Source organism: Streptomyces sp. NPDC046931, from assembly GCF_040644655.1.
GTDB lineage: Bacteria > Actinomycetota > Actinomycetes > Streptomycetales > Streptomycetaceae > Streptomyces.
Genome location: NZ_JBEYWX010000003.1, coordinates 55,790 through 75,898, shown reverse-complemented (window position 1 = coordinate 75,898; position 20,109 = coordinate 55,790). Strand labels below are relative to the sequence as shown.

The 20,109-nt window shown below is 72.2% G+C and carries 21 protein-coding genes and 1 riboswitch; of the genes, 10 read left to right on the top strand and 11 right to left on the bottom strand.

Annotated elements, in window-relative coordinates; all coding sequences use genetic code 11:
• Positions 1–138: 138 nt before the first annotated feature.
• Positions 139–251, top strand: a riboswitch (TPP riboswitch).
• The 5 genes from thiO (at position 250) to ABZ876_RS07515 (ending at position 5,426) form a co-directional block, all read left to right on the top strand.
• Positions 250–1,416: a glycine oxidase ThiO gene (gene thiO, locus ABZ876_RS07535; RefSeq protein ID WP_361775812.1), complete on the top strand. Its 1,167-nt coding sequence runs from the start codon at positions 250–252 to the stop codon at positions 1,414–1,416. (Overlaps the previous riboswitch by 2 nt.)
• The gene (gene thiS / locus ABZ876_RS07530) at positions 1,413–1,613 is read left to right on the top strand and encodes a sulfur carrier protein ThiS (protein WP_361775810.1); all 201 of its coding nucleotides are present in this window, start codon (positions 1,413–1,415) and stop codon (positions 1,611–1,613) included. Before thiO ends, thiS begins: the two co-directional genes overlap by 4 nt.
• Positions 1,614–1,617: 4 nt before the next feature.
• The gene (locus ABZ876_RS07525; protein ID WP_361775807.1) at positions 1,618–2,412 is read left to right on the top strand and encodes a thiazole synthase; all 795 of its coding nucleotides are present in this window, start codon (positions 1,618–1,620) and stop codon (positions 2,410–2,412) included.
• Positions 2,413–2,548: 136 nt separating this feature from the next.
• The gene (pknB, locus tag ABZ876_RS07520; RefSeq protein ID WP_361775804.1) at positions 2,549–4,468 is read left to right on the top strand and encodes a Stk1 family PASTA domain-containing Ser/Thr kinase; all 1,920 of its coding nucleotides are present in this window, start codon (positions 2,549–2,551) and stop codon (positions 4,466–4,468) included.
• Positions 4,469–4,526: 58 nt separating this feature from the next.
• Complete coding sequence (locus ABZ876_RS07515) at positions 4,527–5,426, top strand: deoxyribonuclease IV (protein WP_361775801.1); 900 nt, start codon at positions 4,527–4,529, stop codon at positions 5,424–5,426.
• A gap of 42 nt (positions 5,427–5,468) precedes the next feature.
• Here ABZ876_RS07515 and ABZ876_RS07510 read toward each other — a convergent pair whose 3' ends face one another.
• Complete coding sequence (locus ABZ876_RS07510; RefSeq protein WP_361775798.1) at positions 5,469–6,101, bottom strand: sulfite oxidase-like oxidoreductase; 633 nt, start codon at positions 6,099–6,101, stop codon at positions 5,469–5,471.
• A gap of 154 nt (positions 6,102–6,255) precedes the next feature.
• Here ABZ876_RS07510 and bfr point away from each other — a divergent pair, with 154 nt between their 5' ends.
• Complete coding sequence (bfr, locus tag ABZ876_RS07505) at positions 6,256–6,735, top strand: bacterioferritin (protein ID WP_361775795.1); 480 nt, start codon at positions 6,256–6,258, stop codon at positions 6,733–6,735.
• 13 nt (positions 6,736–6,748) lie between these two features.
• On the opposite strand, the gene ABZ876_RS07500 is transcribed toward bfr, so the two are convergent.
• Positions 6,749–7,015 carry a (2Fe-2S)-binding protein gene (locus tag ABZ876_RS07500; RefSeq protein ID WP_361775792.1) on the bottom strand — a complete coding sequence of 89 codons (267 nt, stop codon included), beginning with the start codon at positions 7,013–7,015 and terminating at the stop codon, positions 6,749–6,751.
• Between the two features lie 152 nt (positions 7,016–7,167).
• Positions 7,168–8,520: a class II 3-deoxy-7-phosphoheptulonate synthase gene (locus tag ABZ876_RS07495; RefSeq protein WP_361775789.1), complete on the bottom strand. Its 1,353-nt coding sequence runs from the start codon at positions 8,518–8,520 to the stop codon at positions 7,168–7,170.
• Between the two features lie 96 nt (positions 8,521–8,616).
• On the opposite strand from ABZ876_RS07495, the gene ABZ876_RS07490 reads away from it, so the two are divergent.
• Both ABZ876_RS07490 and ABZ876_RS07485 read left to right on the top strand, forming a co-directional pair.
• Positions 8,617–8,673: a trp operon leader peptide gene (locus ABZ876_RS07490; protein ID WP_359389524.1), complete on the top strand. Its 57-nt coding sequence runs from the start codon at positions 8,617–8,619 to the stop codon at positions 8,671–8,673.
• A gap of 100 nt (positions 8,674–8,773) precedes the next feature.
• Positions 8,774–10,654 (top strand): anthranilate synthase family protein, encoded by a 1,881-nt coding sequence (locus ABZ876_RS07485; protein WP_361775786.1) that lies wholly within the window; start codon positions 8,774–8,776, stop codon positions 10,652–10,654.
• A gap of 78 nt (positions 10,655–10,732) precedes the next feature.
• On the opposite strand, the gene ABZ876_RS07480 is transcribed toward ABZ876_RS07485, so the two are convergent.
• The 4 genes from ABZ876_RS07480 to ABZ876_RS07465 all read right to left on the bottom strand — a co-directional run bounded on the left by ABZ876_RS07480 (position 10,733) and on the right by ABZ876_RS07465 (position 14,684).
• Positions 10,733–11,761 (bottom strand): 6-phosphofructokinase, encoded by a 1,029-nt coding sequence (locus ABZ876_RS07480; protein WP_361775783.1) that lies wholly within the window; start codon positions 11,759–11,761, stop codon positions 10,733–10,735.
• A 195-nt stretch (positions 11,762–11,956) separates the two neighbouring features.
• Entirely contained in the window at positions 11,957–12,649 is a 693-nt protein-coding gene (locus ABZ876_RS07475; protein WP_361775780.1) for a response regulator transcription factor, read from the bottom strand.
• The gene (locus ABZ876_RS07470; protein ID WP_361775777.1) at positions 12,646–13,881 is read right to left on the bottom strand and encodes a DUF5931 domain-containing protein; all 1,236 of its coding nucleotides are present in this window, start codon (positions 13,879–13,881) and stop codon (positions 12,646–12,648) included. The genes ABZ876_RS07475 and ABZ876_RS07470 overlap by 4 nt, the downstream gene beginning before the upstream one ends.
• A 77-nt stretch (positions 13,882–13,958) precedes the next feature.
• Positions 13,959–14,684 (bottom strand): lysophospholipid acyltransferase family protein, encoded by a 726-nt coding sequence (locus ABZ876_RS07465; RefSeq protein WP_361775774.1) that lies wholly within the window; start codon positions 14,682–14,684, stop codon positions 13,959–13,961.
• Between the two features lie 162 nt (positions 14,685–14,846).
• Between ABZ876_RS07465 and ABZ876_RS07460 the strand changes: the two genes are divergently transcribed.
• Both ABZ876_RS07460 and ABZ876_RS07455 read left to right on the top strand, forming a co-directional pair.
• The gene (locus ABZ876_RS07460; protein ID WP_361775771.1) at positions 14,847–15,626 is read left to right on the top strand and encodes an alpha/beta fold hydrolase; all 780 of its coding nucleotides are present in this window, start codon (positions 14,847–14,849) and stop codon (positions 15,624–15,626) included.
• Positions 15,619–16,179 carry a hypothetical protein gene (locus tag ABZ876_RS07455; protein WP_361775768.1) on the top strand — a complete coding sequence of 187 codons (561 nt, stop codon included), beginning with the start codon at positions 15,619–15,621 and terminating at the stop codon, positions 16,177–16,179. The genes ABZ876_RS07460 and ABZ876_RS07455 overlap by 8 nt, the downstream gene beginning before the upstream one ends.
• A gap of 87 nt (positions 16,180–16,266) precedes the next feature.
• Here the strand turns inward: ABZ876_RS07455 and ABZ876_RS07450 are convergent, their stop codons facing one another.
• From ABZ876_RS07450 to ABZ876_RS07435, 4 genes are all read right to left on the bottom strand, one after another.
• Positions 16,267–17,022, bottom strand: a complete 756-nt coding sequence (locus tag ABZ876_RS07450) for an endonuclease/exonuclease/phosphatase family protein (protein WP_361775766.1) — start codon at positions 17,020–17,022, stop codon at positions 16,267–16,269.
• A gap of 100 nt (positions 17,023–17,122) precedes the next feature.
• Entirely contained in the window at positions 17,123–18,076 is a 954-nt protein-coding gene (locus tag ABZ876_RS07445; RefSeq protein ID WP_361775763.1) for an ROK family glucokinase, read from the bottom strand.
• Between the two features lie 152 nt (positions 18,077–18,228).
• On the bottom strand, positions 18,229–18,753 hold the full coding sequence (locus ABZ876_RS07440) for a DUF5304 domain-containing protein (RefSeq protein ID WP_361775760.1): 525 nt from the start codon (positions 18,751–18,753) through the stop codon (positions 18,229–18,231).
• A gap of 101 nt (positions 18,754–18,854) precedes the next feature.
• Positions 18,855–20,024, bottom strand: coding sequence for an ArsA-related P-loop ATPase (locus ABZ876_RS07435; RefSeq protein ID WP_361775757.1), 1,170 nt, complete (start codon positions 20,022–20,024; stop codon positions 18,855–18,857).
• Between the last annotated feature and the right edge of the window lie 85 nt (positions 20,025–20,109).

The window sequence follows — 20,109 nt, the reverse complement described above, 5'->3', positions numbered from 1 at the left end:
CCGCACCCCGTCCGAGCCGCGCGCACCGGGGAACCGGGGGCGGTCTCCCCTTCGCATACCCGCCCGACGGCGGTACAACCTCACCCCCGTGAGGCTCTCTTACCGGCGCGGACGGGCACGGACTAGGGTGGCCCCCGTACAAGCACTCGCGGGAGCCCGGACGCACCGGGCTGAGAGGGAGGCTGGCCGGCCTCCGACCGTACGAACCTGATCCGGATCATGCCGGCGAAGGGAGGGGGCTGGACGCCCATGTCGCCCATACGTACCTCAGACGTCCTCGTGGTCGGGGGCGGAATCATCGGACTCGTCACGGCCTGGCGCGCCGCGCAGCACGGGTTGGCCACGACCGTGGTGGATCCCGCCCCGGGTGGTGGAGCCGCCCAGGTGGCCGCCGGGATGCTCGCCGCCGTCACCGAACTGCACTACGGCGAGCAGACGCTGCTCGCACTCAATCTGGAGTCCGCGCGCCGCTACCCGGACTTCGCCGCCGAGCTGACCGAGGCCGCCGGCCAGGACCTCGGCTACCGCCGGTGCGGCACGCTCGCCGTCGCGCTGGACGCCGACGACCGCGCCCACCTGCGGGAACTGCATGCCCTCCAGCAGCGGTCCGGCCTCGCGTCGGAGTGGCTGAGCGGCCGCGAGTGCCGCCGCCTGGAGCCGATGCTCGCGCCCGGTGTGCGCGGCGGGCTCAGGGTCGACGGCGATCACCAGATCGACCCGCGGCGGCTCGTCGCGGCGCTGCTCACGGCCTGTGAACGGGCCGGCGTCGTCTTCCACCGCGGATGGGCCGAGCGGCTGACGGTACTGCGGGAGCGCGCCGCCGGCGTCGGCACCGCCGGCGGCACCGAGCTCGCCGCCGGGCAGGTCGTCCTCGCCGCGGGCAGTCTCAGCGGACGGCTCGCCGGGGTTCCCGAGCAGGTCCTGCCCCCCGTGCGCCCGGTGAAGGGGCAGGTGCTGCGGCTGACCGTGCCGAAGGGGTACGCACCGTTCCTGAGCCGTACCGTGCGCGCCGTCGTCCGCGGCGGCCACCTCTACCTGGTGCCGCGTGAGAACGGCGAGCTGGTGGTCGGCGCGACCAGCGAGGAACTGGGCTGGGACACGACGGTCACCGCGGGCGGGGTCTACGAGCTGCTGCGCGACGCCCACGAGCTGGTCCCCGGAATCACCGAGCTGCCGCTGACCGAGACCCGGGCCGGACTGCGCCCGGGCTCCCCGGACAACGCGCCGCTGCTCGGCCCGACGGAGCTGGACGGCCTGCTGCTGGCCACGGGGCACCACCGCAACGGCGTCCTGCTCACCCCGGTGACCGGTGACGTCATGGCCCATGTCCTGACCACGGGCGAGCTGCCGGACGAGGCCCGCCCCTTCACGCCCCGGCGGTTCGCCGCCGCCACGCTCACGGAGCAGCCCGCATGAACATCTCGGTCAACGGGGAGTCCCGCCAGTTCGCTCCCGGTACCGCACTCGACGCCGTCGTACGAGCACTCACCGCGGCTCCCTCCGGTGTGGCGGCCGCCCTCAACGAAACCGTCGTCCCGCGCGCGCAGTGGCCGTCGACCCGCATCTCCGAGGGGGATCGTGTCGAGGTCCTCACCGCCGTTCAAGGAGGCTGATCCGATGGCCGACGATCCCTTCGTCCTCGGTGGGACGACGTTCTCGTCCCGGCTGATCATGGGCACCGGCGGTGCGCCGAGCCTCGATGTCATGGAGCGGGCGCTGGTGGCGTCCGGTACGGAGCTGACGACGGTCGCGATGCGGCGCGTCGACGCCTCGGTGCACGGCTCGGTGCTGTCCGTGCTCGACCGGCTCGGCATCCGGGTGCTGCCCAACACGGCGGGCTGCTTCACCGCGGGCGAGGCGGTGCTCACCGCCCGTCTTGCGCGCGAGGCGCTGGGCACCGACCTGGTGAAGCTGGAGGTCATCGCCGACGAGCGGACGCTGCTGCCCGACCCGATCGAGCTGATGGACGCGGCCGAGACTCTGGTCGACGACGGTTTCACCGTCCTGCCGTACACGAACGACGACCCCGTCCTCGCCCGGAAGCTGGAGGACGTCGGCTGCGCCGCGATCATGCCGCTGGGCTCGCCGATCGGCTCCGGGCTCGGTATCCGCAACCCGCACAACTTCCAGCTGATCGTGGAGCACGCGCGTGTGCCGGTCATCCTGGACGCGGGCGCGGGCACGGCCTCGGATGTGGCCCTGGCGATGGAGCTGGGCTGCGCGGGGGTGATGCTCGCCTCGGCGGTCACCCGGGCGCAGGAACCGGTCCTGATGGCGGAGGCGATGCGGCACGCGGTGGAGGCGGGCCGCCTGGCCCGGCGGGCCGGGCGCATTCCGCGCCGGCACTTCGCGGAGGCGTCGTCGCCGACGGAGGGCATGGCCCGCCTGGACCCGGAGCGGCCCGCCTTCTGAGTCCGGGGCCGGCCACCGCGGCCGCGCGCAGGCGGGCCGGCCCCACATGCGGGGTGCGTCACAGCTCGGCTGCAGTCGTGCCCCGGTGGGGCGGCGACGGAGAGGGCCGACAGTGGTCCCTCGTAGACTCACCTGCGTGGATACGACCCTTCAGGACCCCCTCGTCGGGCAGGTGCTCGACGGCCGCTATCGCGTGGACGCACGGATCGCGACCGGCGGGATGGCCGCGGTCTACCGGGCCGTGGACACCCGCCTGGACCGCGTCCTCGCGCTCAAGGTGATGCACCCGGCACTGGCCGCGGACGCGTCGTTCGTCGAGCGCTTCATCCGTGAGGCCAAGTCGGTCGCGCGCCTCGCCCACCCCAATGTGGTGCAGGTCTTCGACCAGGGCACCGACAGGTCGTACGTCTACCTCGCCATGGAGTACGTCGCCGGGTGCACCCTGCGTGACGTGCTGCGCGACCGGGGGGCGCTGCGCCCGCGCGCCGCCCTGGACATCCTGGAGCCGGTGCTGGCCGCGCTGGGCGCCGCGCACCGTGCCGGGTTCGTGCACCGCGACATGAAGCCGGAGAACGTACTGATAGGTGACGACGGCCGGGTCAAGGTGGCCGACTTCGGTCTCGTCCGGGCCGTCGACACCGTCACCAACACCACGGGCGCCGTCCTCGGCACCGTCTCCTACCTCGCCCCGGAACAGATAGAACACGGCACGGCCGACCCCCGGGTCGACGTGTACGCGTGCGGGGTCGTCCTGTACGAGATGCTGACCGGCGCCAAGCCGCACCACGGCGACTCCCCCGCCCAGGTGCTCTACCGGCATCTGAACGAGGACGTGCCGCCGCCGTCGGCCGCCGTGCCGGGGCTGGCGGTCGAACTGGACGAACTGGTCACGGCGGCGACCGCCCGCAACCCGGAGCTGCGTCCGGACGACGCGGTGGCGCTGCTCGGCCAGGTGCTCGACGCGCGCAGCGCGCTCACCGCCGAACAGCTGGACGCCGTACCGCCGGGGGCCCTCGCCTCCGAGCACGACAACGCCGAGGACCGTACGAGCGTGATCCCGCGTCTGCTGCCGGGCCGCCCGGCGCGCGGCGACCACGGCGACTCCGAGGCCGTACTCAACCGGACGAGCCTGCTCCAGACCCCGCCGCCCGAGCCCGCCGGGCGCTCCAGGCGTCCCCGCGGGGTGCTCGCGCTCGTCCTCGCCGCACTGCTGGTTTTCGGCGTCGGCGCGGGCGTCTGGTACATCAACTCCGGCCAGTTCACCAAGGTCCCGCCGCTGCTGGCGAAGACCGAGGCCGAGGCGCGGACCCGGCTGAAGCGGGCCGGGCTCGAGGCCGGGCCGGTCAGACACTCCTACAGCGACACGGTCAAGCGCGGCACGGTGATCGGCACCGATCCCCCGGCGGGCGCGCGGATCCGCTCCCACGACTCGGTGACATTGACCGTCTCGGACGGCCCCGAGACGGTGCAGGTGCCCGATGTGAAGGGCGACCCGCTGGCCAGGGCGCAGGACCGGCTCAAGAAGGCCGGCCTGGTCCCGGGCATGGTCACGCAGGCGTTCAGCGAGGACGTGCCCAGGGGCTCGGTGATGGGCACGGACCCGGTGGCGGGCACCAGGCGTCACGGCGGTTCGGCGATCGCGCTCACCGTCAGCCAGGGCAGGCCGGTGGAGGTGCCCGAGGTCACCGGCTCCTCCGTCGGCGACGCCACGGACGACCTCGAGGAGGCCGGCCTGAAGGTGCGGATCGCTGACACCCAGGTCACCTCCGAGTTCGACGCCGGACAGGTCGCCCGGCAGTCCCCGGAACCGGGCAAGGAGGTCGGCGAGGGCGACACGGTCACGCTGACGATCTCCAAGGGCCGCGAGCAGGTCGAGGTGCCGGACGTGGTCGGCGACAACGTGGACGACGCGAGGAAGACCCTGGAGGCGGCGGGCTTCCAGGTCGAGGAGGACCGCGGCCTGCTGGGCCTGTTCGGCGACACGGTCAAGCACCAGTCGGTGAAGGGCGGGAAGAAGGCGCCGAAGGGGTCCACGATCACCCTCAAGATCCGCTGACGGGCCTCGCCGGCGCCCGGCCGGCAAGGCGCACGGACGCGCGTGACACCCTTGGGGGGTGAGTACTTCCCCGCCCCTTGGCGCCCTCGCCGCGTCCGCCGTCCCCCGCAACCCCGTCGGCAGTCATGTCCCCGTGGCGGGTGGTCTGCACTCCGTCGGGCTGGCCTACGCGCGGGACATCGGGGCCGAGACCGTGCAGGTCTTCGTCGCCAATCCGCGGGGCTGGGCGACCCCCGCGGGCAATCCCCGGCAGGACGAGGCGTTCCGCGCCGCGTGTGCCGCCGGGTCGATGCCGGTGTACGTGCACGCGCCGTATCTGATCAACTTCGGCTCGCACACCGAGGCGACCGTCGACAGGTCGGTGGAGTCCCTGCGGCACTCGCTGCGCCGGGGCCGCGAGATCGGGGCGCTGGGGGTCGTGGTGCACACCGGGAGCGCCACCGGGGGACGGGACCGGGCCGTCGCGCTGCGGCAGGTGCGTGAGCGGGTGCTGCCGCTGCTGGACGAGCTGACGCACGACGACGACCCGTATCTGCTGCTGGAGTCGACCGCGGGCCAGGGCGCCTCCCTGTGCTCGCGCACCTGGGACTTCGAGACGTACTTCGCGGCCCTGGACGCGCATCCCCGGCTGGGCGTGTGTCTCGACACCTGCCATGTCTTCGCGGCGGGGCACGATCTGACGGGGCCGAGCGGCATGCATCAGACGCTGGATCTGCTGGTGGACACCGTCGGCGAGGGGCGGCTGAAGCTGGTCCACGCGAACGACTCCAAGGATGTGGTCGGCGCCCACAAGGACCGTCACGCGAACATTGGCTCCGGCCATATCGGCGAGGACCCGTTCCGCGCCCTGATGACCCACCCGGCCACTGCGGGCGTGCCCCTGATCATCGAGACGCCGGGCGGGAAGGAGGGCCATACGGCGGACGTGGAGCGCCTGAAGAAGCTGCGGGAGGGCTGATCCCGGGGTTCGGGGGGCCGGTCCGGGTGGTCCGCGCCGCGGTCAGAGCCCGGGGCCGTCGCCGGGTTCCTCCTGGTAGGAGTAACGCTGTTCGCTCCACGGGTCACCGATGTTGTGGTACCCGCGCTCCTCCCAGAAGCCGCGCCGGTCGGCGGTCATGTACTCGATGCCGCGGACCCACTTGGGGCCCTTCCAGGCGTACAGATGGGGGACGATCAGACGCAACGGGAAGCCGTGTTCCGCGGTGAGCAGTTCACCGTCCTTGTGGGTCGCGAGGATCGTGCGGTCCGAGGCGAAGTCGGCGAGGCGGAGATTCGCGCTGTAGCCGTACTCCGCCCAGACCATCACATGGGTGACGGCGGGGGCGGGCGGGGCTATCTCCAGGACCGTGCGGGCCGGGATGCCGCCCCATTCGGCTCCGAGCATGCTGAACTTGGTGACGCAGTGCAGATCCGCCACCACGGTCGCGTACGGCAGGGCCGTGAACTCCTCGTGGTTCCAGCTGTGCTTCTCGCCGTCCGCGGTGGCGCCGAAGACGCGGAAATCCCAGCGCTCGGGGCGGAACTTCGGCACCGGGCCGTAGTGCGTGACCGGCCAGCCCCGCTGAAGTCGCTGTCCCGGCGGAAGCTCGGACCGTACCGTTTCTCCTGACGCGCGCTCCACCGGATGACCCATGACTCCATCCTGACAGACCACGGAGGGTGCATCGGACCATCGGACGGCTAAACCGGGCAACTCGCACTAAGCGTGAACTTACTGGACGCCCCTGTGTGCCGGTGCAATCATGCGGCGCAACCCGCCAGTCCCCCGCTTGGAAGGAGCCCGGGCGATGCAGGGCGACCCCGAGATCATCGAATTCCTCAACGAGCAGCTCACGGGCGAGCTGACCGCGATCAACCAGTACTTCCTGCACGCGAAGATGCAGGAGAACTTCGGCTGGTACAAGCTCGCCACGTACACCCGGCGCGAGTCGTTCGACGAGATGAAGCATGCGGAGGTGCTCACCGACCGCATCCTCTTCCTGGAGGGCCTGCCGAACTACCAGCGGCTCTTCCATGTGCGGGTGGGGCAGACCGTGCGGGAGATGTTCGAGGCTGACCGGCAGATCGAGGTGGAGGCGATCGACCGGCTCAGGCGCGGGATCAAGGTCATGCGGGAGAAGGGCGACATCACGTCCGCAAACATCTTCGAGTCGATCCTCCAGGACGAGGAGCACCACATCGACTATCTCGACACCCAGCTGGAGCTGGTGGACAAGCTCGGCGAGGCGCTCTACCTCTCGCAGCTCATCGAACAGCCGGACAGCTAGGCGGCCGGGACCGCTAGGCGGCGTCCCGCAGACTCCTCGGGCCGTCCGGACCCGGGCCGTCCAGAGCGGAAAGGACCGGCTCGCCCCGGTCGACGAGCTCCCGGCGCGGGCACGCGCCCCTGCCCAGCAGCGCCTGGATCCGTCGTACGCACGAGCCGCAGTCCGTGCCCGCCTTGCAGGCGGACGCTATCTGCCGGGGGGTGCGGGCACCGTTCGCCGCGTGATCCTTGACCTGCTGCTCGGTGACTCCGAAGCAGCTGCAGACGTACACGCGGTTCACCTCCCGACGGGGATCGCTGGGGTCGCGCCATCCCGATTGTTCGGTGAGGCAAACCTAACCTTACCCGTCGCTCCGGACCCGTGGAAACGGGTCGGGGCGCGGATCCCATGTGATCCGCGCCCCACTCACCGCGCCGGCACCGAGGCCGCGGCCTACTGGTCCCGGTACATCTCCGCGACGAGGAAGGCCAGGTCGAGGGACTGGCTGCGGTTCAGCCGCGGGTCGCACGCGGTCTCGTAGCGCTGGTGCAGATCGTCTACGAAGATCTCGTCGCCGCCGCCCACGCACTCGGTGACGTCGTCGCCGGTCAGCTCGACATGGATACCGCCCGGGTGGGTGCCGAGCTCCTTGTGGACCTCGAAGAAGCCCTTGACCTCGTCCAGCACGTCGTCGAAGCGGCGGGTCTTGTGGCCGGAGGCCGCCTCGAAGGTGTTGCCGTGCATCGGGTCGGTCACCCAGGCCACCACCGCGCCCGAGGCCGTGACCTTCTCCACCAGCTCGGGCAGCTTGTCGCGGATCTTGTCCGCGCCCATGCGCACGATGAAGGTCAGCCGGCCGGGCTCCCGCTCCGGGTCGAGGCGCTCGATGTAGTGCAGCGCCTCCTCGGCCGTGGTCGTCGGACCGAGCTTGATGCCGATCGGGTTGCGGATCCGCGAGGCGAACTCGATGTGCGCGCCGTCCAGCTGACGGGTGCGCTCACCGATCCACACCATGTGCCCCGACACGTCGTACAGCTGCCCGGTGCGCGAGTCGGTCCGGGTCAGCGCCGACTCGTAGTCGAGCAGCAGCGCCTCGTGCGAGGAGAAGAACTCGACGGTCTTGAACTCCTCCGGGTCGGTCCCGCAGGCGTGCATGAAGTTCAGCGCGCTGTCGATCTCACGCGCGAGCTGCTCGTAGCGCTGCCCGGACGGCGACGACCTCACGAAGTCCTGGTTCCAGGCGTGCACCTGGCGCAGGTCGGCGTAGCCCCCGGTGGTGAAGGCGCGCACGAGGTTCAGCGTCGAGGCGGACGCGTGGTACATCCGCTTCAGGCGCTCCGGGTCGGGGATCCGGGAGTCCTCGGTGAACTCGAAGCCGTTGACGGAGTCGCCGCGGTAGACGGGCAGGGTCACCCCGTCGCGGGTCTCGGTCGGCTTGGAGCGCGGCTTGGAGTACTGGCCGGCGATCCGGCCGACCTTCACGACGGGCACCGAGGCGGCGTACGTGAGCACGGCGCCCATCTGGAGCAGGGTCTTGAGCTTGTTGCGGATGTGATCGGCGGACACCGCGTCGAAGGCCTCCGCACAGTCTCCGCCCTGCAACAGGAACGCCTCGCCCCTGGCGACGGCTCCCATCCGGGCGCGCAGCTGGTCGCACTCGCCCGCGAAGACGAGTGGCGGATACGACTCGAGGTCCGCGATCACCTTGCGCAGAGCCTCGGGGTCGGGGTACTCGGGCTGCTGCGCCGCGGGCAGGTCTCGCCAGGTGTTGCCAGCGCCGGCGCTGGTCTTAGCGTTCACGGTCACGCCCTCAACACTACGGCTTCGGATGGAGCCTCCCTCCGCACGCCCAGCAAATGAGACAGCCGCTACACCTTGTGGACATGGGGTACAGTGCGTCGCATGTTCGCGCACACGACCCAGAACTGGTGGTGGACCGCTTCTCCGGCGGCCCACTGACGCGCGTACCCACGACTTCGCGAAGGCCGCCCGAGGGGCGGCCTTCCGTGTTTCCGGCACCGGGCCGTTCCCTCTCACCTCACCGAGAAGGACACGGACCATGCACCTGACCGATCTGCTGACCGATCCCCGCCCCTTCGCCCTGCTCCGCCGCCGCACGCCCGGGCGCGATCACGACACCGTGGAGGTGCTGGCCGGCCCGGTCCGGGAGTACGCGCGCCTCGCCGACCTCCCCGGCGAGGCACTGGCCCTGGTCCCCTACCGCCAGATCCGCGAGCGCGGCTTCGACGTCCGCGACGACGGCACCCCGCTGCTGGCCCTGACACCGGAGGAGTCCTCGGAGCTCCCGCTGGAGCGGGCTCTCGCGCAGCTGCCGCGGCACGACGTCCGCGTGCAGGACGGTGGCTTCGACGTGTCCGACGAGGAGTACGCCGGGATCGTCGGGCGGGTGCTGCACGAGGAGATCGGGCGGGGCGAGGGCGCGAACTTCGTGATCCGCCGGACGTACGAGGGCCGGATCCCGGGGTTCGGCCGGGCCGACGCGCTCGCCCTGTTCCGGCGCCTGCTGGTCGGCGAGCGCGGGGCCTACTGGACCTTCGTGGTGCACACCGGGGACCGCACCCTGGTCGGGGCCAGTCCGGAGGTGCATGTGCGGATGTCGGGCGGAACCGTCGTGATGAATCCGATCAGCGGCACCTACCGCTATCCGGCCGGCGGCCCGACGCCCGAGGACCTGCTGGCCTTCCTCGCCGACGGCAAGGAGACCGAGGAGCTGTCGATGGTGGTCGACGAGGAGCTCAAGATGATGTGCACGGTCGGCGACCGGGGCGGGGTGGTGGTCGGGCCGCGGCTCAAGGAGATGGCGCACCTCGCGCACACCGAGTACGAACTGCGCGGGCGGTCGTCCCTGGACGTGCGGGAGGTGCTGCGCGAGACCATGTTCGCGGCCACCGTCACCGGCTCTCCCGTGCAGAACGCCTGCCGGGTCATCGAGCGGCACGAGACCGGGGGGCGCGGCTACTACGCGGGGGCGCTGGCTCTCATCGGCCGGGACTCGGGCGGCGCCCAGACCCTGGACTCCCCCATCCTCATCCGTACCGCCGACATCGACGCGGACGGACGGCTGCGGGTGCCGGTAGGCGCCACCCTCGTGCGCGGCTCGGACCCGGCGGGCGAGGTCAAGGAGACACACGCCAAGGCTGCGGGGGTGCTGGCCGCGCTGGGGGTGCGGCCGTCCCGGCCGGCCGAGGAGCGGTCGCGGCCCCGGCTGGCCGACGACCCCCGGGTGCGGGCGGCGCTGGACGGACGGCGGGCCTCCCTCTCGCCGTTCTGGCTGCGGATGCAGACGCCGACCGGGGAGCTGACCGGGCACGCCCTGGTCGTCGACGGCGAGGACACCTTCACCGCGATGCTCGCGCACCTTTTGCGGTCGTCGGGCCTGGAGGTGACCGTTCGGCGCTACGACGAGCCCGGGCTGCGGGAGGTGGTGCTCGCGCACGAAGGTCCGGTGGTGCTCGGGCCGGGCCCGGGCGACCCGTCGGACACGGCCGACCCCAAGATGCGGTTCCTGCGGGAGCTGACGGCGGAGGTCGTCCGGGGGCACGGGCACCGAGTGCTGGGTGTCTGCCTGGGGCACGAGCTGCTCGCGGCCGAACTGGGACTGGAGATCGTCCGCAAGGCGGTGCCGCACCAGGGCGCGCAGACGGAGATCGACCTGTTCGGGCGGCGGGAGACCGTCGGCTTCTACAACAGCTTCGTGGCCCGCTGCGACGACGAGGCGGCGGCGGGGCTGGCCGCGCACGGCGTCGAGGTCAGCCGCGGGGAGGGCGACGAGGTGCACGCCCTGCGCGGACCCGGTTTCGCCGGGGTGCAGTTCCACCCGGAGTCGGTGCTGACGCTGAACGGCGCCGGCATCGTCCGGGAGCTGGCCGGGCGGCTGTGCGGCGCCGACGCGCTCTCGGAGCGGCGGCCGGCCCGGTAGCCGTGGGCCGGAAGCGGCGCGTGGGCGTGGGGGTGCCCGTACGGAACGGCACCCCCGTGAGGTGAGCGTGCGGGCCCGTCAGCCGAAGAAGACACCGACCTCTTCGTACAGCTTCGGGTCGACGGTCTTCAGCTTGGCCGTGGCCTCCGAGAGCGGGACGCGGACGATGTCGGTGCCGCGCAGGGCGACCATCTTTCCGAAGTCGCCCTCGCGGACGGCCTCGATGGCGTGGAGGCCGAAGCGGGTGGCGAGCCAGCGGTCGAAGGCGCTGGGGGTGCCACCGCGCTGGACATGGCCGAGGACGGTCGTACGGGCCTCCTTGCCCGTGCGCCTCTCGATCTCCTTGGCGAGCCACTCGCCGACGCCCGAGAGGCGCACATGCCCGAACGAGTCCAGCGACTGGTCCTTGAGCACCATGTCGCCGTCCTTGGGCATCGCGCCCTCGGCCACCACCACGATCGGGGCGTACGACGCCTTGAACCGCGACGTCACCCAGGCGCACACCTGGTCGACGTCGAAGCGCTGCTCGGGGATGAGGATGACGTTCGCGCCGCCGGCCAGCCCCGAGTGGATCGCGATCCAGCCCGCGTGCCGGCCCATCACCTCCACCACCAGGACCCGCATATGCGACTCCGCCGTCGTGTGCAGGCGGTCGATCGCCTCGGTCGCGATGTTGACGGCGGTGTCGAAGCCGAAGGTGTAGTCCGTGGCGGACAGGTCGTTGTCGATGGTCTTCGGGACGCCGACGACCCGGACGCCGTACTCGTCGGCCAGCCGCGCCGCGACCCCCAGGGTGTCCTCGCCGCCGATCGCGACGAGCGCGTCGACCTCCTCCTTGGCGAGGTTGTCCTTGATGCGGCGGATGCCGTTGTCCTGCTTGAGCGGATTGGTGCGCGAGGAGCCGAGGATCGTGCCGCCGCGGGGCAGGATGCCGCGCACGGCGGAGATGTCCAGCCGCACGGTGTCGCCTTCGAGGGGACCCCGCCAGCCGTCCCGGAAGCCGACGAAGTCGTAGCCGTACTCCTGCACGCCCTTGCGCACGATGCCCCGGATGACGGCGTTGAGCCCGGGGCAGTCGCCGCCTCCGGTCAGTACTCCGACCCGCATGGAAATGTCCTTTCGCCGCGGTTGCCTGATGCGGGTCACGCTAATGGTGACCCACGTCACTCCGGCATGCCTCGAAAGGTCAATTCCGGTGATGACTCGGCCAGTTGATCACCAGGGTCGAATCCGGCTTCACCCGAAGGTGGGTAGCGGATGCACGCGTGGGCGGTTCACACCCGTCGTGCACCCGGGCGCGTGTCAGCCCTCGTCCAGCCCTCGCTCGATCGCGTACCGCACCAGCTCGACCCGGTTGTGCAGCTGGAGCTTGCCGAGGGTGTTCTGCACGTGGTTCTGCACGGTGCGGTGCGAGATGACCAGACGCTCGGCGATCTGCTTGTAGCTCAGGCCCTTGGCGACCAGCCGCAGCACCTCTCTCTCGCGGTCGGTCAGCCGCGGCGCCTCCGGCTCGTCGGCGTACGCGGCCAGGACCGGTTCGGCGGCGAGACGGCGGTACTCGCCGAGAACCAGGCCCGCGAGGCCGGGCGTGAACACCGGGTCGCCGACCGCCGTACGGCGCACCGCGTCGATCAGGTCGGCCGTGGACGCGGACTTCAGCAGATAGCCCGTCGCGCCCGACTTCACCGCCTCCAGCACATCCGCGTGCTCACCGCTCGCCGACAGCACCAGGACCCGCAACGCCGGGTTGGCGCCCACGAGTTCCTTGCACACCTGGACGCCGGGCCTCGCGGGCAGATTGAGGTCGAGGACGAGGACGTCGGGCGCCGCGGCCAGGGCCCGGCGCACGGCCTGCTCGCCATCGCCCGCGGTGGCGACCACATGGAAGCCGGACTCGGCCAGGTCGCGGGCGACGGCGTCGCGCCACATGGGGTGGTCGTCGACCACCATGACCTTGATCGGTTCACGCCGCGCGTCCGTGGTGTCCGCGGTCATCGCGTATCAGCCCTCCCCTGTGAGGCCTCCAGGCCCCCGGCGTCCTTCGGTATCTTCAGTTCCACTTCCGTGCCCTGGCCGGGGACCGAGATCAGCTCGGCGGTACCGCCGATGTCGCGCAGCCGGCCGCGGATCGACTGGGCCACCCCGAGCCGTCCCTCGCCCTCGGCCTGGGCGAGCCGCCCCTCCGGGATGCCGGGCCCGTCGTCGCGTACGGTCACGACGATGCCGTCCGGCTCGTCCTCGACCAGGATCCAGGCGCGCGCCCCCTGCCCCGCGTGTCTGCGGACATTGTCCAGCGCCGCACCGACGGCGGCGGCCAGTTCACCCGCGACGGCCGGGGCGAGCGGCACCGGGGAGCCGGGCTCGGAGAGCGTCACCCGGGCACCGGCGTACGGGGCGAGCAGCAGGCGCAGATCCACCGGGCCCTCCTCGGCGTCCGGCTCGTCGACCAGGCGGACGACCGCGCCGAGCGCCGCGTCCTCCGACACCCGTGAGAGAGGCACCAGGCCGCCGGAGACGAGGGCGCGCAGCGCCACCTCCTGCTCGCCGGCGAGCCGGCCCAGCTCCGCGGCCTCGCCGCCGAGGGCGGTGCCGCGCCGCTGCACCATGGCCAGCACCTGGAGCACGCTGTCGTGGATGTCCCGGGCCAGCCGCTCCCGTTCACGGGTCGCCGCCTCGATCTCCAGAGCGCGGGCGAGGGTGCGTTCGGAGGCACGGGCGACCTCGACGACATATCCGATCGCGATGGAGGCGACCCAGACGAGGACGACGTTGTGGACGGTGTCGCGGGCCGGGGCGCCGCGTTCGACCAGATTCGCCACGGCGACCGCGGTGGAGGCGAGGGCCGCCCAGCGCCAGCCGCCCTTGATGGCGTATGCGAGGACCGATCCGGCGGTCCATATCGACGGCAGTGTCGGGCCGCCTTCGAGGACCCGCTCGTGGGTGTCGGCGAGGGGCGTCAGAAGGATGCCGGAGAGCGCGATGGCCAGGTCGACGGCCAGGAAACGCTTGGTGCAGCTCGCCGCGTTCGCCACCCTGGGCAGCGTGGACAGCGTCCACACGCTCAGCACCGCGTAGTAGGCGATCGCGAGCCAGGGCCGCGCGAATCTGCCGTAGGCCGTCGCGAACAGTCCGATCGCATACAGCAACGTCAGCACGCGGTACGCCGTGAGGGCACGCCACAGGGGCTGCTCGACCGACATCCTCACGACCCGCTCGCGCTTGGCCATGCCCCCCTTGTCCCCCTCCCCCTTTTCCCCGGTCGAGTTCTCCGCCGGGCCGTACGCCGAGCCGAGCCGATCGGGCCCTAGGAGGCCTTGTGTTCCTTCGCGGCGTCCTTCTGGGCCTGCTTCTCCGCCTTCGCCGCCTCCGCGATCTGCCGCTTGGCGGCGGTCGCGTACATGTCGACGTACTCCTGTCCGGAGAGCTTCATGATCTCGTACATGACCTCGTCGGTCACCGCGCGCAGCACGAAACGGTCGTGTTCCATGCCCTGGTAGCGCCTGAAGTCGAGCGGCCTGCCGATGCGGATGCCCGGGCGCATCAGCTTGGGGACGATCTTCCCCGGCGGCTGGATCTTCTCGGTGTCGATCATGGCGACGGGGATCACGGGCGCGCCGGTGGCGAGCGCAACGCGGGCCAGGCCCCCGGGCTTGCCACGGTAGAGCCGGCCGTCGGGCGATCGGGTGCCCTCCGGGTAGATGCCGAACAGCTCGCCGCGCTCCAGCACCTCGATACCGCTCTTGATGGCCGCCTCGCCCGCCCCGCGTGCTCCGGAGCGGTCGACGGGGAGCTGGCCCACGCCCTTGAAGAAGGCGGCGGTCAGCCGGCCCTTCACGCCGGGCGTGGTGAAGTACTCGGCCTTCGCGATGAACGTGACCTTGCGGTCGAGGACCACGGGCAGGAAGAACGAGTCCGAGAAGGACAGATGATTGCTCGCCAGGATGGCGGGGCCCGCGGCGGGGACGTTCTCCAGGCCCTCGACCCAGGGTCTGAAGGCGAGCTTCAGCGGCCCCCCGATGGATACCTTCATCGCGCCGTAAAACAACCGAGTGCCTCCTGTGTCTGTCGAACAGACCTTAACCCGGTCCGCCGCCAAAGAACCCGACGGCCCTGGTCGGTGTCAGTGCCGTCGCGTACGGTGAAGTACCTGCAATCGACGTGCCCAGCCCCTTTTCATGAACAGGAGACCGACGTGCCGGTCCTCCCCGGAGCAGAGCCGTACCGCCACGAGGGCGGGGAAGTCGGCGTCCTCCTCTGCCACGGCTTCACCGGTTCCCCGCAGTCGCTGCGCCCCTGGGCGGAGTATCTCGCCGAGCGTGGCCTCACCGTCTCGCTGCCGCTGCTGCCCGGGCACGGCACGCGCTGGGAGGACATGCAGCTCACCGGCTGGCACGACTGGTATGCGGAGGTGGACCGCGCGCTGCGCGCCCTGCGCGACCGCTGCACCCAGGTGTTCGTGGCCGGACTGTCCATGGGCGGCGCCCTGGCCCTGCGACTCGCTGCCCGGCACGGGGACGCGGTCAGCGGCGTCGTGGTCGTCAACCCGGCGAACAAGGTGCACGGTCTGTCCGCGTACGCCCTTCCGGTGGCCCGTCACCTCGTCCGGACGACGAAGGGCATCGCCAGCGACATCGCCAAGGAGGGGAGCACCGAGCTGGGCTACGACCGGGTGCCCCTGCACGCCGCGCACTCCCTGCGGAACTTCTTCCGGGTCGTCGACGGCGAGCTGCCGCAGGTCACCCAGCCGCTGCTGCTCCTGCACAGCCCCCAGGACCATGTGGTCCCGCCCGCCGACTCGGCCCGGATCCTCAGCCGGGTCTCCTCCACGGACGTGCGGGAGATCCTGCTGGAACAGAGCTACCACGTGGCGACGTTGGACCACGATGCGGACCGGATCTTCGAGGAGAGCCTCGCGTTCATCGGCCGGCTCGCGCCCAGTCTCGGCAAGGAAGGGACGGCCGCAGGTGGCTGAGCACGACTCCGACCGCGAGGACCGCGAGCCGGAAGAGAAGGGTGTGCCCATCGACGAGGAGGCCGCCTGGGCGGCGATCGTCGCGGGGTACGGCGAGGAACCGCCGGACCCGTCGGGCGCCAGACCGCTCCGGTCCGTCGAGGACCTGGCACTGCCCGATCCGGAGCCGGCCGGCGGCAAGGGCGACGAGTCGAAGATCGAGCCGGCCAAGCCGCTGGGCAGCTCGATCTCCTTCGCACCGGGCGTCGGCCCGCGCGACTACACGACGCCGGAGCCCTCGGAGGAGGACTTCGACGAGGACGACGAGGGGCATTTCGTGCCCCCGGAGCCGCCGCCGCTGCCGACGGCCGACACCACGGCGAAGTTCGCCTGGCTCGGGATGATCGGCGGCCCGGTGCTGCTTCTGCTGGCGGTGCTGCTCGGCTGGGACATGACGTGGTGGCTCACCACGCTCGGCGTCGGCGGTTTCCTGGGCGGCTGCGCGACGCTGGTGGTCCGGATGAAGACGGACGACGAGGACGACGGCGATCCGGGCCGGGGCGCGGTCGTCTGACCTCAGACCGGTCCCTGCGCGGAGTCCGGCCGGTCCCTGCGCGGAGTCCGGCCGGTCCCTGCGAGCTTGTGCGACCGGTCCCTGTGACTAGGACGCGGGGACTCTGAGGGCGGCCAGGACCGGAAGGTGGTCCGTGGCCGCCCCCAGGTCCCGCTGCGTCACCCCGGGATGCCCGAGCGGGACGCCGCAGCCGAGGACCTCGACGCCCCGCGTGGCGAAGATCGCATCGATGCGCTGGTAGGGATCGGCCGGCGTCCAGGTGTGCTCGGCGCCCCAGGGAGCGGTGGCCCGGCCGTCCTGGAGTGCGGTGGCCAGGCGCGCGAAGGTGGGACCGTCCGGCCGTTCGTTGAGGTCGCCGCCGACGACCGCATGCGCCGTACCGAGGCCGGCGAGCCGGTCGAGCAGCATGCCGCCCTGCGCGTACCGCTCGTCCTTCCGCAGGCTCAGATGGCAGCTGATGACGCCGAGCCGCGCACCGCCGAACCGCACGACCGCCGTCGCGAGGCCCCGCCGGTGCAGACCCGGGGTGAGCGGCAGCAGCACGTCCTCGGTGCGCTCGACGGTGGCACGGAGCGAGCACAGCAGGGCCGGTCCGGCGGCGGTGGCGCCGCCGGAGAGGACCACGAGGCCGGAGGCCGCCGCCAGCCGGGCGAGCTTCTTGCGCCAGCGGAAGAAGCGGGGCGCCTCCTGGACGAGCACCAGGTCGGGCGCGCAGGCGCTGATCACTCGGGCGAGCGCGTCGGTGTCGTCGCGCATCGAGCGGATGTTGTAGCTGAGAACGCGGATGACGGCCGAACCGTCGGGCTCGGTACGGGAGTTGGGCAGCGGAATGGTCGTCGCCATGCCGATCAAGATACGCCGGGGCGCGGCGTGCGGGGCGGAGGTGACCGCCGCGGGAAGACACACCCCCTGCGTGCGGTCCGCGCATCCGCCCCTGCTCGCGTCACATGATCGGGTCGGGCTCCCGGGCCAGGTCCGCGGCGCCGACCAGGCCCGCCTTGTTGCCGAGCTGCGCGGCGATCACATCGGCGACCGGGCGCCAGTTGCCGCCGACCAGCCAGCGCTTGTACGAGTTGCGGATCGGGTCGAGGACCAGCTCGCCCTCGTCCGAGAGGCCGCCGCCCACGATGAAGGCGGAGGGGTCGAACAGCGAGGCCAGGTCGGCGAGGCCGGCACCGGCCCAGCGGGCCAGCTCGCGGTAGGAGTCGACGGCCACCGGGTCGCCCTGGCGGGCGGCCATGGAGATGTGCTTGCCCTCGATGCCGCCGGGGGTGCCGTTGCCGAGCGAGAGCAGCAGCTCGGCGTTCTCGGGGGTGGCGTTGGCGCGCTGCTTGGCGTACCGCACCAGGGCGCGGCCGGAGGCGTACTGCTCCCAGCAGCCCTGCGAGCCGCAGCCGCACAGCAGGCCGTCCGGGACCATCCGGATGTGGCCGAACTCGGCGGCCACACCGAAGTGGCCGCGGCGGAGCTTGTTGCCGATGATGATGCCGCCGCCGAGGCCGGTGCCGAGCGTGATGCAGATGACGTTGCGGTGGCCCTTGCCCGCGCCGAACTTGTACTCGCCCCACGCGGCGGCGTTCGCGTCGTTCTCGACGACCACCGGGAGACCCACGCGGGCCTCGACCTTCTCCTTCAGCGGCTCCTGGCGCCAGTCGATGTTCGGCGCGAAGTAGACCGTGGAGCGCTGGCGGTTGACGTAGCCGGCGGCACCGATCCCGACACCGACGATCTCGTGCCCCGCGTGGGCGCCCTCGACTGCAGCGGCAATGGCGTCCACGATGGCCTCGGGCGTGCCCGGAGTCGGCACGTTGTGGGTCGAGAGGATGTTGCCTTCCTCGTCGACCACACCGGCCGCGATCTTCGTGCCGCCGATGTCGACGCCGATGGTGAGTCCCATGAATCCCTCAGTTTCGGTCGAGCCCCGCTACGGCCAACCGTACCCGAGGGCGCTGAGGGCTGTCGGCCGCTCCCTGCGGCCTCCCGAGCGCCGGACGCTCCGGCCGGGCCCAGGGTCTGTCTTTCGACGCCGGGCCGATCCCAAAGCAAGCCCTAGTCGAGGTCGATGTGCTCTCCGGGCCCCTGCTCCCCGCCCCGGCGGCGGGCGTCGGCGTCCCCGGAGGTGCGGCTCGTCCAGCGCTTCTCCTGGGCCTCGACGGCGGAGCGGTAGGCCGCCAGGAGCTCGGAACCGGCCGCGGCGAGATGGTCGAAGACCTGCGGATTGCGCTCTATCACCGGTTCGACGGCGGCCTTGGCCTGCTGCACCACCTGCTGGACCATCTGCTGGGCCGCTCCCGAGGCGGCGGCACCGAACAGGGGCGTCGGCAGCTCGGACAGCTTGTCGGCGACGGCGTCGACGAGCTTGCGCAGCTCCTCGGCGGCCGAGCCGGACGGCTGACCGTACCGGGCACGGCGGCGGGCCTTCTCCGCGGCGAGGTCCTCGGCGCACGCCTTGGCCCAGGCGTCGGCGTCGGACGCCGCCTCCCCCATGTTCCCGGCCCCGTTCGTCCAGGGGGTACCCCCACCATCGGCGCCTTCCCCCTGTGCGGCGTCGTACGGGGGGCGCTCTTCGCTCATGGCGGACTCCTGACTGCGGTTCGTACCCCCGACGTTACCCGAACGGGGGTACCCGATTCTCCGTGTACGGGGTCGTTTCCGGGCGCCCGAGACGGTCCCGGTCAGGCCCGGCGCGGCCACAGCACGGGGTCCGGCGCGAACCGGATGCGCAGCTCGCCCTCCCGCAACGCGGCCCCGGACACGGTGCACCGGCGCAGGGCCGACGGCAGCGGGACGACACGGCGGAACGGTCCCGCGGTCACGACCAGTTCGTCGCCGCGCCGCACGAGGTCGAGGTCGTCGCGTATGACGCCGGGCAGCGGGATGTGCCATACGAGCACACCGTCGTCGGCGAGCCGGTCCTTCACGTGCCACTCGACCGGGGCGGGTGCCCGGTCGACGGCGGGGACGGCGAGCGCGGCGAGGTCGTCGGCGCCGCGCGGGTCCCGGCCGAGATGGGGGACACCGTGCACGCCGTGGACGCCCCGCCACTCCTCCACCGTCTTGCGCTGCTGGGCGACGAGCCCGGCGAGCCAGGGGTCCGGGACGTCCTCGGGCAGGACGCGGTTCGCGACCAGGACCTCGGGGCGCAGGCCGCGCAGGGCGAGGCCGGTGGCCGCGGACCGGACAGCGTCGGCGCCGGCCGGGCCGGGCTCGGCGACCAGCCGGACGCTCGTGGCCCGGTCGGCGACGACGGCCTCGACGGCGGCCAGTTCGACGTCCCAGCGGGCGGCGGTCTCGTACAGCCACTCGGCGGGCATCGGCACGCCCGCGAGGCGGCCGAGCACGGGGCGCAGGGCGCGCGCGGCCTGCCGTTCCGGCGGGAGCAGCCGGCGCAGATAGCGACGGAGTTCCTCGGGCAGGGCGAGCAGGGCGAGCGCCTGGGGGGCGGGGGGCAGGTCGACGACGAGGAGGTCGTACGAGTCCGAGAGGGCGGCGTCGCGCAGGGCGCGCAACAGGGCGAGTTCCTCGGCGCCGGGCAGCGGGGTGACCTCCTCGGGGTCCAGCCGGGCGGCGCCGAGCAGGTCGAGTGCGCCGGCCGCGCGGTCCTGGAAGGCGACGAGGTCCTCCCGGAAGCGGGCGTCGGCGTCCGGGCGCCAGGCCGTGAGCCCGGGCGCGGCCTCGGCGGGGGCGGTGCCGGTTCGGACTCCGAGTACGGCACCGAGGGTGTCGGTGCGGTCGGCGCTGAGCACCAGGGTGCGGGTGCCCCTCCGGGCCGCTTCCAGCGCGGTGGCCGCGGCGACGGTGGTGCGGCCGGAACCGCCGGGGCCGGTGATCAGGATGGTGCGCATGGTCGTGAACGCTACCCGCGCCCGGCGGCGGGGCTGAGCAGGACACCGGCGTGCCCGAAGTCGCCGTGGCGTCCGGGGCCCATGG